The sequence below is a fragment of the Rhizobium sp. P40RR-XXII genome (assembly GCF_012641405.1).
Lineage (GTDB): Bacteria > Pseudomonadota > Alphaproteobacteria > Rhizobiales > Rhizobiaceae > Rhizobium.
The window spans coordinates 123,757-136,633 of the sequence record NZ_JABAII010000012.1; the positions used below are offsets into that span (position 1 = coordinate 123,757).

Consider the following 12,877-nt stretch of genomic DNA (forward strand, 5'->3'; position numbering starts at 1 on the left):
CTTCATGATCGAGCAGTTAGAGGATGCCTTCGCCACTCGGGCCTGAAAGCCGTCCCCAACATGGGGTTTCAAGGTTCCGATCCGCGCCCATCGCGAAAGGGAGGAGGGAAGGCATCGCTGCCTTCCCTCTAATTCATTCTGCGTCGGCCGCTATTAGGCGACGACGTAGGGCAGCAGGCCGAGGAAACGGGCGCGCTTGATCGCCTGGGCGAGTTCGCGCTGCTTCTTCTGGGAAACGGCCGTAATGCGGGAAGGAACGATCTTGCCGCGCTCGGAAATGTAGCGCTGCAGGAGACGAACGTCCTTGTAGTCGATGCGCGGCGCATTGGCACCCGAGAACGGGCAGGTCTTGCGGCGGCGATGGAACGGGCGGCGGACCGGTGCGGAGGAAACTTCAGACATTCTCAAATCTCCTTATACGCGGTCTTCGCGCGGACGGCGCGGACGGTCTTCGCGGTCACCACGATCCGGGCGCGGACCACGATCGCCGAAGCTGCGCTCCGGGCGGTCGCCATCGCGGCGCGGACGGTCGTCGCGGTCGCGCTTCTGCATCATGGCCGACGGGCCGTCTTCGTGCTTCTCGACAGCGATCGTCATGTAACGCAGGACGTCTTCGCTGATGCGCATCTGGCGTTCCATTTCCTGGATCGCGGCAGCCGGAGCATCGATGTCCATCAGGGCGTAATGAGCCTTGCGGTTCTTCTTGATGCGGTAGGTGAGGGACTTGAGGCCCCAGTTTTCGATACGCCCGACTTTACCGCCGTGAGCTTCGATAACACCCTTGTACTGTTCTACAAGGGCGTCGACCTGCTGAGCGGAAATATCCTGTCGGGCAAGGAATACATGTTCGTAAAGAGCCATGGATAGCTGTGCCTTTCTTGCGTTGGTCTGAACCCGGTATTCGGCGGCTAAGCCTCAACGACTGCTCCTGAGAGGGATAACCCCAAGCAAGAAAAGCGTTTCCGAGACGGTCGAGAGCGGAGACACGGGAGGCTGGAACGCTTCCGTTCCGACGATTCTCCCTGCGAAGAACCGGCCCTCCGTTCAGCCACCAGCCAGAAGACCGGGTTGCGAACAGGGCGGCTTATACGGATTTTTCTCCGAAAGGCAAGGGTGCGAGCGAAATTATGCCGTTTTGCCTGGGAGTGGCGTCGAAGCCCAGGTCAAATCGTGAGCTTCCGCCTGCCGCAGCGTTGCACCGGCCGTACTCTCCCATATGATGAGTGGCGAATTGCAGCAATAGGGATGGTTCATGCGCATCTTTCTCGTTCGGCACGGCGAATCCCTCGGCAATATTGACGATCGGTCCTATCGGCAGTTCGGCGATCACAATGTTCCGCTGACCGAGTGGGGATATCGCCAGGTGCTGCAGGCGGGCCAGGCGATATCAGCCTATCTGAAAGGAGTGCCGGCCGTCGAGCTGCGCAAGCTGAGCGTCTGGTATTCGCCCTTCCTGAGGACGCGACAGAGCAAGGATGCCTTGCTGGAGGTTCTGCCGGCCGATCTGATCGAGGATGCGAGGGAGGATTACCTGCTGCGTGAACAGGACTTCGGGCTCTTCACCGAAATCTACGACCGTGCCGAACAGAGGCGGAAGTTTCCCGACGAGTTCGAGAAATGGGCAAGGCTGCGCAACAACAACGGCAAGTTCTATGCGCGGCCGCCGGATGGCGAGAGCCGCGCCGATGTCGCCCAGCGCCTGCGCCTGTTCCTGCAGACCGTCATGCACGACGCCGAAAGCGGCAGAAACAATGTCATCATCGTCGGCCACGGCGTCACCAACCGGGCCTTCGAGATGAACTTCCTACATCACCCGGTCGATTGGTTCGAGCGTTCGGACAATCCGGGAAATGCCGATGTCACCTTGATCGAGGGACGGAGTTCGGAAGGCTACCGGTCGATCCTGCTGCACAAGGCAAAGGATCGGGTGAAAGGACAGGACGAGTTGCGCGAAGCCCATGGTTCCGAATTGGCGATTGCGCCGAAGACCGCGCAGTAGATGACCTGCGCGGGATGTTTCGCTCTCATATCTGGCATTCTGAGGGACTCCGCCGGCGGCGGAGCGCTTTCATGCCTCACATCGGCATCGGATACTTCCGATGCACCTGCTCGATCTCAGCGAGTGCCTCTTCCGGCAGCGTCACATAAGCGGCGGCGATATCGGTCTCAAGCTGCGGCATCGTCGTGGCGCCGATGATGACGGAAGCCATGAAGGGCTTGGTGAAGCAATAGGCAAGTGCCAGCTTCGAAGGATCGATGCCGTATTTGGCGGCGATTTCCAGATAGGCCTTTACCGGCGGTTCCTGCAGCGGCTGCAGGCGGCCGCCGATGTCGAGGTTGATCGAGCCGCGCGAGCCGGCCGGGCGGGCGCCGCCGACATATTTGCCGCTGAGGATACCGCCGGCGAGCGGCGAATAGGCGAGCAGCCCGACATCTTCGTGATGAGACAATTCGGCCAGATCGAGGTCGAAATGCCGGTAGAGCAGATTGTACTCGTTCTGCGTGGTGGCGACGCGCGGCAGGCCCTTCTGCTCGGAAATCGTCAGATATTTCTGGATGCCCCAGGTCGTTTCGTTCGACAGGCCGATGGCGCGGATTTTGCCGGCCTTTACCAACTCGCCCATCGTCGCCAAGATCTCGGTGATCTCGGCGGCCACTTTGTCGCGATCCTGGTTGAAAGGATTGTAGCGCCAGTTCTGACGGAAATGGAAATGGCCGCGGTTCGGCCAATGGACCTGATAAAGGTCGATATAGTCGGTCTTCAGCCGCTTCAGGCTGGCGTCGATCGCGGCGCGGATATTGGCCGCATCGGCGCCCTGTCCGCCGCGCAGATACTCGCGGCCAGGGCCGGCGACTTTTGTGGCGAGCACGATATCCTTGCGCTTGCCGGTCTTTTCGAACCAGGTGCCGATATACTCTTCCGTGCGGCCCTGAGTTTCCGGCCCGACCGGCGTCGTCGGATACATTTCGGCCGTGTCGAAGAAATTGATGCCCTTCTGAACAGCATAGTCCATCTGCTCGTGCGCTTCGGCTTCGCTGTTCTGCGTGCCCCAGGTCATCGTGCCCAGGCAAATCTGCGAAACGGAAATATCGGTACGGCCTAAATTCTTATATTTCATGGGAAAACCTTGGGGGATGGGAGAAAGCCAAAATGAATGAGGTCGCGAGAATTTAGGCCCGATCTGAGCGAGCGCAAGGGAAAAATCATTGCGTTTCGCAGGCGCAAAAGCCATTGGCGAAAGGGCTTGCGCTATTGACTCCGGCGCAAACAATGTCATTGGGAAGCAAAACGACCCCCAAAAGGACGCTTTATAATGACTGTTGCTTTCACATTTCCCGGCCAGGGCAGCCAGGCCGTCGGCATGGGCAAGGACCTTGCCGACAATTTCGCCGAGGCGCGCGCCGTCTTCGAGGAAGTCGATGAAGCGCTCGGTGAAAAGCTCTCCGACGTCATCTTCAACGGTCCGGAAGACAGGCTGACCCTCACGGCCAATGCGCAGCCGGCGCTGATGGCCGTGTCGCTTGCCGTCATCCGGGTGCTGCAGGCTCGCGGCTTCGACCTGAAGAGCAAGGTCGCCTATGTCGCCGGTCATTCGCTCGGCGAATATTCCGCGCTCTGTGCCGCAGGCACCTTCTCGCTTGCCGATACGGCACGCCTGCTGCGCATTCGCGGCAACGCCATGCAGGCCGCAGTCCCCGTCGGCGTCGGCGCCATGGCCGCGATCATCGGGCTCGAACATGCCGATGTCGCCGCAGTCTGTGCTGAAGCCTCCGCGCTCGGCGCTTGCCAGATCGCCAACGATAATGGCGGCGGCCAGATCGTCATTTCCGGCGAGAAAGCCCCGGTCGAGAAGGCCGCGGAGCTTGCGACCGCCAAAGGCGCCAAGCGCGCGATCCTGCTGCCGGTCTCCGCACCTTTCCATTCCGCTTTGATGACCCCGGCCGCCGAAGCGATGCGCGAGGCGCTTGCCGGCGTCGCCAAGGCCAATCCGGTCGTGCCTGTTGTCGCCAATGTCCGGGCTGCTCCGGTCACGGATGCCGAAGAGATCGCCAAGCTTCTTGTCGAGCAGGTCACCGGCCAAGTGCGTTGGCGCGAGACGGTGGAATGGTTCGCTGCCAACAATGTGACGACATTGTATGAAATTGGCGCCGGCAAGGTGCTGACGGGCCTCGCTCGTCGTATAGATAAATCGGTCAACGGCATTGCCGTCAACAATGCCGCTGATATCGACATGGCGCTCGCCGCATTGCTCGGCTGATAGATTAAGGAACGAGGGACACACATGCTTGATTTGACCGGCCGCAAGGCCCTGGTAACCGGTGCATCCGGCGGCATCGGCGAAGAAATTGCCCGGCTCCTGCACAAGCAGGGCGCGATCGTCGGCCTGCACGGCACGCGCGTCGAAAAGTTGGAGGCGCTGGCCTCCGAACTCGGCGATCGCGTCAAGATCTTCCCGGCCAACCTGTCCGAACGTGACGAAGTGAAGGCGCTCGGTGCCAAGGCGGAGGAGGAGCTCGGCGGCGTCGATATCCTCGTCAACAATGCGGGCATCACCAAGGACGGCCTGTTCGTGCGCATGAGCGACGAGGATTGGGATGCCGTGCTGGAAGTCAACCTCACCGCGGTTTTCCGTCTGACCCGCGAGCTGACCCATCCGATGATGCGCCGCCGCTATGGCCGCATCATCAACATCACCTCCGTCGTCGGCGTGACCGGCAACCCCGGACAGGCGAACTACTGCGCCTCCAAGGCCGGCATGATCGGCTTCACCAAGTCGCTTGCGCAGGAAATCGCGAGCCGCAACGTCACGGTCAACTGCGTCGCCCCCGGCTTCATCGAAAGCGCGATGACGGGCAAGCTGAACGACAAGCAGAAGGAAGCCATCATGGGCGCCATTCCCATGAGACGCATGGGCACGGGTGAGGAAGTCGCCTCGGCCGTCGCCTATCTTGCCTCCTCTGAAGCCAGCTACGTCACGGGCCAGACGATCCACGTCAACGGTGGCATGGCGATGATCTAAACGGAATTGCTCGTTGAAGGGAACTTTCCCTCCAATAGCATGTTGAGCAACCCGGAGCCGGCTATTTTCTGGCTTTGCGACGGACTTAAACCGTGTTAAGCGGGCCATGACTGTGAACAGTCGTCCCGAAAATGCAGACGGACGGCGCCGCGCTCAAGGCGGCTCGACCGGATCTCAGTGCCGGGTTGAACGGGTTTGCCAGCGGCGTCAGGACAGATGCTGCAGGCTTGAATTAGGTAGGGATGTCACAGGGCATTCTGATCAGGACATAAGGTCGAGGAAACCGACATGAGCGATATCGCAGAACGCGTAAAGAAAATTGTTGTTGATCATCTTGGCGTTGACGCCGACAAGGTTGTTGAGAGCGCAAGCTTCATCGACGATCTGGGCGCGGACTCGCTCGACACGGTCGAACTGGTCATGGCCTTCGAAGAAGAATTCGGCGTTGAAATCCCCGACGACGCTGCTGACTCGATCCTGACGGTCGGCGACGCGGTAAAGTTCATTGAGAAGGCCCAGGCCTAATCTTTCGCGCTTTTTGAAGGGGCGGGCTGAAGAGTCCGCCCTATTTCGTCCAGCGCAGCCGGACGAAGCGATTTTATACGCATATCATTATAAAAAGACGGGGGTCTGCGGGCGATGAGACGTGTCGTTATCACGGGTACCGGCATGGTATCACCTTTGGGCTGTGGCACGGAGGTGTCCTGGACGCGTTTGCTCGCTGGGCAGAACGGCGCACGCCTCGTAACCGAATTCGAGGTCGAAGACCTCGCGGCAAAGATCGCATGCCGCATTCCCGTCGGTGACGGTACCGACGGCACGTTCAACGCTGACGATTGGATGGAGCCGAAGGAACAGCGCAAGGTCGACCCCTTCATCATCTATGGCATGGCCGCGGCCGACATGGCGCTGGCCGATGCGAATTGGCACCCGGCAGCGGATGAGGATCAGATCGCCACAGGCGTCATGATCGGCTCCGGCATCGGCGGCCTCGAAGGTATCGTCGAAGCCGGCTACACGCTGCGCGACAAGGGGCCGCGCCGCATCTCGCCTTTCTTCATCCCCGGCCGTCTCATCAATCTTGTTTCCGGTCAGGTCTCGATCCGCCACAAGCTGCGCGGCCCGAACCACGCCGTCGTTACCGCATGCTCGACAGGCGCCCACGCGATCGGCGATGCTGCCCGGCTGATCATGCTCGGCGATGCCGACGTGATGGTCGCTGGCGGCGCCGAAGCTCCGGTTTGCCGTATCTCACTTGCCGGCTTCGCCGCCTGCAAGGCGTTGTCGACGGATTATAATGATGCGCCGCAGAAAGCTTCCCGCCCCTATGATCGCGACCGTGACGGTTTCGTCATGGGCGAGGGCGCCGGTGTCGTCGTTCTCGAGGAGTTGGAACACGCCAAGGCACGCGGCGCCAAGATCTATGCCGAAGTTGTGGGATACGGTCTTTCCGGTGACGCTCATCACATTACAGCACCGTCCGAGGATGGCGAGGGCGCACTCCGTTGCATGACCTCGGCTCTGAAGCGCGCTGGACTGACCCCCGACGATCTCGACTACATCAATGCCCACGGCACATCGACCATGGCCGATACGATCGAACTCGGCGCGGTCGAGCGGCTGGTCGGCAATGCCGCGTCGAAGATTTCGATGTCTTCGACCAAATCGGCGACCGGTCACCTCCTGGGGGCAGCCGGCGCGATCGAAGCGATCTTCGCTACGCTTGCCATTCGCGACAATATTGCTCCGCCGACGCTTAACCTGGATAATCCGGAACGCGAGACCGCTGTCGATCTCGTTCCGCACAAGGCCCGCAAGCGCGAGATCAATGTCGCGCTGTCGAACTCCTTTGGCTTCGGCGGCACGAATGCGTCGCTTGTCCTGCGCCGCTATGAGGCATAATAACGGCGCGTAACTTCAAAGCGGGAGCATTCGCGGCGAGCCTGCGCTCCGCTCTAAATATTGCCGTGCGTCCGTAAACCGCGGATGTCTCGTGGCGATGTCTGATCGGTCGAAGTCGGGACCTGACGGGTTCCGCCTTATCTTCTGAACCTGTTTTTTGCCGCATTGCTTGGCCAAAGAGCAGGCAATCACAAAAAGGAAGGGATTGCCGGTGAGCGATACGAACCAGAGCAACGGAACTTCGAATGGGCAGAAAGGGCCGATTATCCCGAAATCGGCTAATGAAGCCCTGCGTCCGGAGCGTGTTCCGGATCCGCCGAAGCGCTCGCGCAAGGCTCGTAGCCAGATGGTTATCTTCCTGAACTTCCTGATGACGCTGGCGGTTTTTGTCGCTGTTGTCGCGGTCGGAGGTGCCTATTATGCATTTTCGACCTATCAAAGCCCCGGCCCGCTGACGACCAATACGAATTTCATCGTGCGCAATGGCGCAGGCCTCGGCGAGATCGCCAATCGCCTGGAATCCAACAACATCATCACCAATGAGCGGATTTTCCGCTGGCTGACGGCTACCTATCTGCATGATGGCGAGACCCTTCGCGCCGGTGAATATGAGATCAAGGCCGGCGCCTCCATGAAGGACATCATGGAGCTGCTGAAGTCGGGCAAATCGATCCTCTATTCGGTCACCTTGCCGGAGGGACTGACGGTGCGGCAGATGTTCAATAAGCTGCAGGCCGATGTCGTGCTGGAAGGCGATCTGCCGTCGGCGCTGCCGCCGGAAGGCAGCCTGCGGCCGGATACCTATAAGTTCACGCGCGGCACGAAGCGTGCTGAAATCATTCAGCAGATGGCGGCGGCGCAGACGAAGCTGGTCGACCAGGTCTGGGAAAAGCGTGACCCAAGCGTGCAGCTGGCAAGCAAGCAGGACTTCATCACGCTCGCCTCCATCGTGGAGAAGGAGACGGGCCTTGCCGACGAGCGCGCCCATGTCGCCTCCGTCTTCCTGAACCGCCTCGGCAAGGGCATGCGCCTGCAGTCGGATCCGACCGTCATCTACGGTTTGTTCGGCGGCGAAGGGAAGCCGGCCGATCGTCCCATCTATCAGTCCGATCTGAAGAAGGACACGCCTTACAACACCTACGTCATCAAGGGGCTGCCGCCGACGCCGATCGCAAATCCGGGCAAGGATGCGCTGGAAGCCGTCGCCAATCCCTGGAAGTCGCAGGATCTCTATTTCGTTGCCGACGGCAGCGGCGGCCATGTCTTTGCCGCCACGCTGGATGAGCACAATGCCAATGTCCGGCGCTGGCGCAAGCTCGTTGCCGAAAAGGGTGAAGACCCTAACGCCATTGCCGTGGACGGCCAGCCGGACGACGCTGCCGTCGCCCCTGGCTCGGGTACCCAGCAGAAGAAAAAGACCAACTGATCCTTGCTGCGCCGTAGCCTCGATAAGAAGCGCGGCGCGGATTCACTTTACATTGACCCATAATGCGAAGATTTTCGGCGGATTGGGGATAGGAACTATCGGAGGCTTGCATGGCATTGCAGTCCATGACCGGCTTTGCCCGGCGTGAGGGAACCAGCGGTCGCGGTCGCTGGGCATGGGAGCTGCGTTCGGTGAACGGCAAGGGGTTGGATATCCGTCTGCGCCTGCCGCCGGGCCTGGAGCGTCTGGAGGCCGATATCCGCAAATCGATCGCCGACCGGCTTTCCCGCGGCAATCTTCAGGTCAGCCTGTCACTGTCGGTCGAGGAGAGCCGCGTCGAGGTCGTTGTGAACCAGGAAGCGCTGGCGGCGGTCCTGGCGCTGCGCGATCAGCTTGCCGGCATCGTCGATCCCGCGCCGTTGCGGCTGGAGAGCCTCATGGCCGTGCGCGGTCTCGTGGAGTTCAAGGAAGCCGAGGAAGACGAAGAGGCGCTCGCCGCGCGCGATGCCGATATCATGGCGGGTCTCGAAACAGCGCTTGGCGATCTGCGTGACATGCGTCGGCAGGAAGGCGAGGCGCTTGGCAAGGTTCTGCTGGGCCAAGTCTCGACCATCGAGACGCTGACATCGACCGTCGAGCGCGATCCGTCCCGTTCGTCGCAGGAGATTGCCGCCAGACTGGCGACCCAGGTTTCCATGCTGTTGGATGGCTCCTCGGCCCTCGACCGCGACAGGCTGCATGCCGAAGCTGCTCTTCTCGCCACCAAGGCGGATCTGCGCGAGGAAGTCGATCGTCTGAAAGCGCACGTGGCCGCCGCACGCGATCTTATTTCCAAGGGTGGCCCTGTCGGCCGCAAGCTCGATTTTCTTGCACAGGAATTTAACCGTGAATCGAATACTATCTGTTCGAAGTCGAATGCAGCGGCGGTTACCGCCGCCGGCATCGAGCTGAAGGTGGTTATCGACCAGTTCCGCGAACAGGTCCAGAATTTGGAGTAGGCCATGAAGCCGGCGACATCCACATCCATTCCGATCGCCCGCAGGGGGCTGATGCTTGCCATCTCCTCGCCATCCGGCGCAGGCAAGTCGACGATCGCGCGTAACCTGCTGGAGAAAGACGGCGAAGTCAGCCTTTCTGTCAGCGTTACGACCCGACAGCGGCGGCCGAGCGAGATCGAAGGCGTGCATTATCATTTCGTCTCGCAGCGTGAGTTCGAGCGCCTTCGCGATTCCGACTCGCTGTTGGAATGGGCCGAGGTGCATGGCAATTTCTACGGCACGCCGCGCGAGCCGGTAGAGGTGGCCATGGCCGAAGGTCGCGACATGCTTTTCGATATCGACTGGCAGGGCGCCCAGCAGCTGCAGGAGAAGATGCCGGCCGATGTCGTTTCCATCTTCGTGCTGCCGCCGACCATGACCGAGCTGCAATCGCGCCTGCATCGCCGCGCCGAGGATTCCGAAGAGGTGATCGCCAGACGTCTTGCCAATTCGCGCGCCGAGATCGCCCATTGGCGCGAATATGACTATGTCATCGTCAACGACGATCTGACCCTGGCCTTCAACGCCGTCCAGTCCATCGTCAAGGCCGAGCGCCTGCGCCGCGACCGGCGGCATGGCATGTTCGATTTCGTTCGCGACCTGCTGGAAGAGACACCGACGCTCTGATCCCGATCAGAAATTCTGATCCCGATCGGAAGCTCCGATCCAATCAAAGGCAGTTTGCCAGCCGGCAGAATTCTTCCACGGAAAGCGTTTCCGCGCGGCGCTGCGGATCAATCTCCGCCTTCAGCAAAAGCGCCTCGCCGCCGATCGGCTTCAGGCTCTGGCGCAGCATCTTCCGACGCTGGCCGAAGGCGGCCTGCGTGACCTTTTCGAGTTTGCCGACGTCGCATGGGATCGGGTTTTCTCTCGGCGTCAGATGCACCACCGTGGAGGTTACCTTCGGCGGTGGCGTGAAGGCCTGTGGAGGCACGTCGAAGGCCATGCGAGCCTCCGTCCGCCAGCCGCAGAGCACGCCAAGCCGGCCATAATGGTCATCATCCTCCTGCGCAACGATCCGTTGCCCGACTTCCTTCTGGAACATCAGGGTCAGGGATTGCCAGAAGGGAGGCCAGTGTCCGGGCAGCAGCCAATTGACCAGAAGCTGCGTGCCGACATTGTAGGGCAGGTTGGCGATGATCCTGACCGGTCCTTCCGGTGCAAGGGCCGCAAAATCGGTCTTCAGCGCATCGCCCTCGATCACCTCAAGCCGGCCGGGATAGTGATCTGAGATTTCCGCCAGCGCCGGCAGGCAGCGTGCATCGCGCTCGACGGCGATGACCTTGGCCGCGCCGAGCGCCAGGATCGCCCGCGTCAGGCCGCCCGGTCCGGGACCGACTTCGAAGACGGTTACGCCTTTCAGCGATCCGGCCGTTCTGGCGACCTTCTGCGTCAGGTTGAGGTCAAGAAGAAAGTTCTGGCCGAGCGCCTTGCGCGCATCGAGGCCGTGCCGCTGGATCACATCGCGAAGGGGTGGCAAACCATCCAGTGCGGCCATCAGTGAGCGCTTCCGGTCTTGCCGCTGATTTCGCTCGCCAATCTGAGGGCCGCGACAAGGCTGTCCTCCTTGGCGATGCCCTTGCCGGCGATGCCGAATGCCGTGCCGTGGTCCGGGGACGTGCGGACGAAGGGTAAGCCGAGCGTGACATTGACGGAATCGTCGAAGCCGAGTGCCTTGGCCGGGATCAGTGCCTGATCGTGATACATGCAGATAGCGACGTCATAGCGCTGCCGGGCCTCGTCGTGGAACATCGTGTCGGCGGGCAGGGGACCGAAAGCATCGATGCCCTCGCCGCGAAGGATGTCGATCGCGGGACGGACAATCTCATCGTCCTCCTTGCCGAGCGCGCCGTTTTCGCCGGCATGCGGATTGAGGCCGGCAACCGCGAGGCGCGGCTTGGAAATGCCGAAGCGGTGGCGCAGGTCATGGTCAGTGATCCGGCAGGTCTCGACGATCAGGTCGGAGTTCAGCGCCTGCGGCACATCCTTCAGGGGAATGTGGATGGTGACGGGGATGGCGCGGAGCTTCGGACCGGCGAGCAGCATGACCGGCATGACTGGTTTTCCGGTTGCGCGCGTCGCGAGATCCGCGAGGAATTCCGTATGGCCGGAAAAGCCGAAGCCGGCGTCATAGAGCACCGATTTGGCAATCGGATTGGTGACGACAGCGGATGCCTGGCCGCTCATGCAGAGCGACACAGCCATTTCTATGGCTGTAATCGTGCCTTTGGCGGTGGCGACATGCGGTTCGCCGGCAATGACGCTCATTCCGGCCTCGATCGGCAGGACCGGCAGCGCATCCCGAAAGATGCCGCAGGCGGTCGCCGCATCGACTACCTTCAGGGGCACGGTCAAGCCGAGCTGCGCAGCGCGCGCCGCAAGAATGCCCGCGTCGCCGAGAAACAGGAAGGGGGGGAGATCGAGCTCGCCGCGGCGCAGCCAGGCGGCGAGCGTGATGTCGGGGCCTATGCCAGCCGGATCCCCCTGCGTGAGCGCAAGGGGGTGGGAGAAGCGCGGCGGCATCGTCAATCAGCGATAGACGATCTGCGCCTTGGAGCGCAGTTCATCCACGTACTTCTTGTCGTTGGCGCTGACGCCTCCGGCCTTATCCTTGCCGATATCCTCGGCGCGGAACACGGCGGCGGCGGCGACGTCATCGTTCACCTGACGCTGGGAGCAGATGGCGACATATTCGATGCCACGGTCGGTCACGATAGGGGAGGTCGTGTTGCCGGAAGCCTTCTCCAGCAGCGGCTTCCACATTTCGGGAACTTCCGGTGCGAGCACCCGGCCAAGATCCTGAACGGAGACATCGTGCATGGTTGCGGCGAAGACCTTTGCCTGGTCACAGCCGGGGAACTTGGAACGCGATGCTTCAGCCTCGGCCTTGCGCTTGTTCAGGATGGCGTTCCGCTTTGCCGTCGGCACAACGAAAACGATCTGTTTCAGGAAATATTCCGTTGTGACCGGTTTCGTCTTGTTCTCGGTCATGCGTGTTACGAGATCGTCGTTCGACATACGGCTTCTTGCGCCGAAGCGTGCGTTGACAACGCGAGGCCAGCTCATGGAAACGGCGATGTAGGATTTGAAGTGGTCGACACCGACTCCGGCCTTGTCAAGAATTTGACTGAGCTGAGCCGGCGACATCTTGTTGCTGGCAGCGAAACGTCCAAAGGCGGCGTCGACATCAGTGGTAGAAACGGACATGCGCAGGCGGGAGATTTCCGCGCGCTTCAGCGTCTCGTCGACAAGTTGTTCCTTGGCGACCTTGCCGAGGTCGCCCTTCTGGCGCTGCAGCTTGAGGAAAGCGACGCGCTTGGCAATGTCGCCGGACGTGATCACCTGACTGTTGACGAGGACTTTCACCTCGCTGGCCGCGAAAGCGACATCGCTGCTCGGCACGGTGAAACTCGCCATAACCAAAGCTGCTGCTCCGAACAGTAGAGCGCGCATCGGTGTCTTTCCAGAAAACATCAACTACCCCTTCCCAA

14 protein-coding genes are annotated in these 12,877 nt (G+C 61.1%); 8 read left to right on the top strand and 6 right to left on the bottom strand.

Annotation, left to right across the window (positions count from 1 at the left end; translation table 11 throughout):
• Positions 1 to 153 precede the first annotated feature (153 nt).
• Positions 154 to 402, bottom strand: a complete 249-nt coding sequence (gene rpsR, locus HGP16_RS22060; protein WP_004122103.1) for a 30S ribosomal protein S18 — start codon at positions 400 to 402, stop codon at positions 154 to 156.
• A 12-nt stretch (positions 403 to 414) separates the two neighbouring features.
• Positions 415 to 861: a 30S ribosomal protein S6 gene (gene rpsF / locus HGP16_RS22065; protein ID WP_015339354.1), complete on the bottom strand. Its 447-nt coding sequence runs from the start codon at positions 859 to 861 to the stop codon at positions 415 to 417.
• 391 nt (positions 862 to 1,252) lie between these two features.
• On the opposite strand from rpsF, the gene HGP16_RS22070 reads away from it, so the two are divergent.
• Positions 1,253 to 1,999: a histidine phosphatase family protein gene (locus tag HGP16_RS22070; RefSeq protein ID WP_168842126.1), complete on the top strand. Its 747-nt coding sequence runs from the start codon at positions 1,253 to 1,255 to the stop codon at positions 1,997 to 1,999.
• Positions 2,000 to 2,075: 76 nt separating this feature from the next.
• On the opposite strand, the gene HGP16_RS22075 is transcribed toward HGP16_RS22070, so the two are convergent.
• Positions 2,076 to 3,119, bottom strand: a complete 1,044-nt coding sequence (locus HGP16_RS22075) for an aldo/keto reductase (protein WP_168842127.1) — start codon at positions 3,117 to 3,119, stop codon at positions 2,076 to 2,078.
• Positions 3,120 to 3,314: 195 nt separating this feature from the next.
• On the opposite strand from HGP16_RS22075, the gene fabD reads away from it, so the two are divergent.
• From fabD to gmk, 7 genes are all read left to right on the top strand, one after another.
• Positions 3,315 to 4,259, top strand: a complete 945-nt coding sequence (fabD, locus tag HGP16_RS22080) for an ACP S-malonyltransferase (RefSeq protein WP_168842128.1) — start codon at positions 3,315 to 3,317, stop codon at positions 4,257 to 4,259.
• Positions 4,260 to 4,283: 24 nt separating this feature from the next.
• Positions 4,284 to 5,021 (top strand): 3-oxoacyl-[acyl-carrier-protein] reductase, encoded by a 738-nt coding sequence (fabG, locus tag HGP16_RS22085; protein WP_168842129.1) that lies wholly within the window; start codon positions 4,284 to 4,286, stop codon positions 5,019 to 5,021.
• Between the two features lie 288 nt (positions 5,022 to 5,309).
• Complete coding sequence (locus HGP16_RS22090; protein WP_004122114.1) at positions 5,310 to 5,546, top strand: acyl carrier protein; 237 nt, start codon at positions 5,310 to 5,312, stop codon at positions 5,544 to 5,546.
• A 114-nt stretch (positions 5,547 to 5,660) separates the two neighbouring features.
• Positions 5,661 to 6,923, top strand: coding sequence for a beta-ketoacyl-ACP synthase II (gene fabF / locus HGP16_RS22095; protein ID WP_168842130.1), 1,263 nt, complete (start codon positions 5,661 to 5,663; stop codon positions 6,921 to 6,923).
• Between the two features lie 211 nt (positions 6,924 to 7,134).
• The gene (gene mltG, locus HGP16_RS22100) at positions 7,135 to 8,349 is read left to right on the top strand and encodes an endolytic transglycosylase MltG (RefSeq protein ID WP_168842131.1); all 1,215 of its coding nucleotides are present in this window, start codon (positions 7,135 to 7,137) and stop codon (positions 8,347 to 8,349) included.
• 110 nt (positions 8,350 to 8,459) lie between these two features.
• Positions 8,460 to 9,347, top strand: a complete 888-nt coding sequence (locus HGP16_RS22105; RefSeq protein ID WP_168842132.1) for a YicC/YloC family endoribonuclease — start codon at positions 8,460 to 8,462, stop codon at positions 9,345 to 9,347.
• A gap of 3 nt (positions 9,348 to 9,350) precedes the next feature.
• Entirely contained in the window at positions 9,351 to 10,013 is a 663-nt protein-coding gene (gmk, locus tag HGP16_RS22110; RefSeq protein ID WP_168842133.1) for a guanylate kinase, read from the top strand.
• 43 nt (positions 10,014 to 10,056) lie between these two features.
• Here the strand turns inward: gmk and rsmA are convergent, their stop codons facing one another.
• The 3 genes from rsmA to HGP16_RS22125 are packed head-to-tail and all read right to left on the bottom strand — an operon-like array spanning position 10,057 to position 12,860.
• The gene (gene rsmA, locus HGP16_RS22115; protein WP_168842134.1) at positions 10,057 to 10,884 is read right to left on the bottom strand and encodes a 16S rRNA (adenine(1518)-N(6)/adenine(1519)-N(6))-dimethyltransferase RsmA; all 828 of its coding nucleotides are present in this window, start codon (positions 10,882 to 10,884) and stop codon (positions 10,057 to 10,059) included.
• On the bottom strand, positions 10,884 to 11,909 hold the full coding sequence (gene pdxA, locus HGP16_RS22120; protein ID WP_168842135.1) for a 4-hydroxythreonine-4-phosphate dehydrogenase PdxA: 1,026 nt from the start codon (positions 11,907 to 11,909) through the stop codon (positions 10,884 to 10,886). The genes rsmA and pdxA overlap by 1 nt, the downstream gene beginning before the upstream one ends.
• A gap of 6 nt (positions 11,910 to 11,915) precedes the next feature.
• A complete protein-coding gene (locus HGP16_RS22125) occupies positions 11,916 to 12,860 on the bottom strand; it encodes a peptidylprolyl isomerase (RefSeq protein ID WP_168842136.1) in 945 nt (314 codons plus the stop codon).
• Between the last annotated feature and the right edge of the window lie 17 nt (positions 12,861 to 12,877).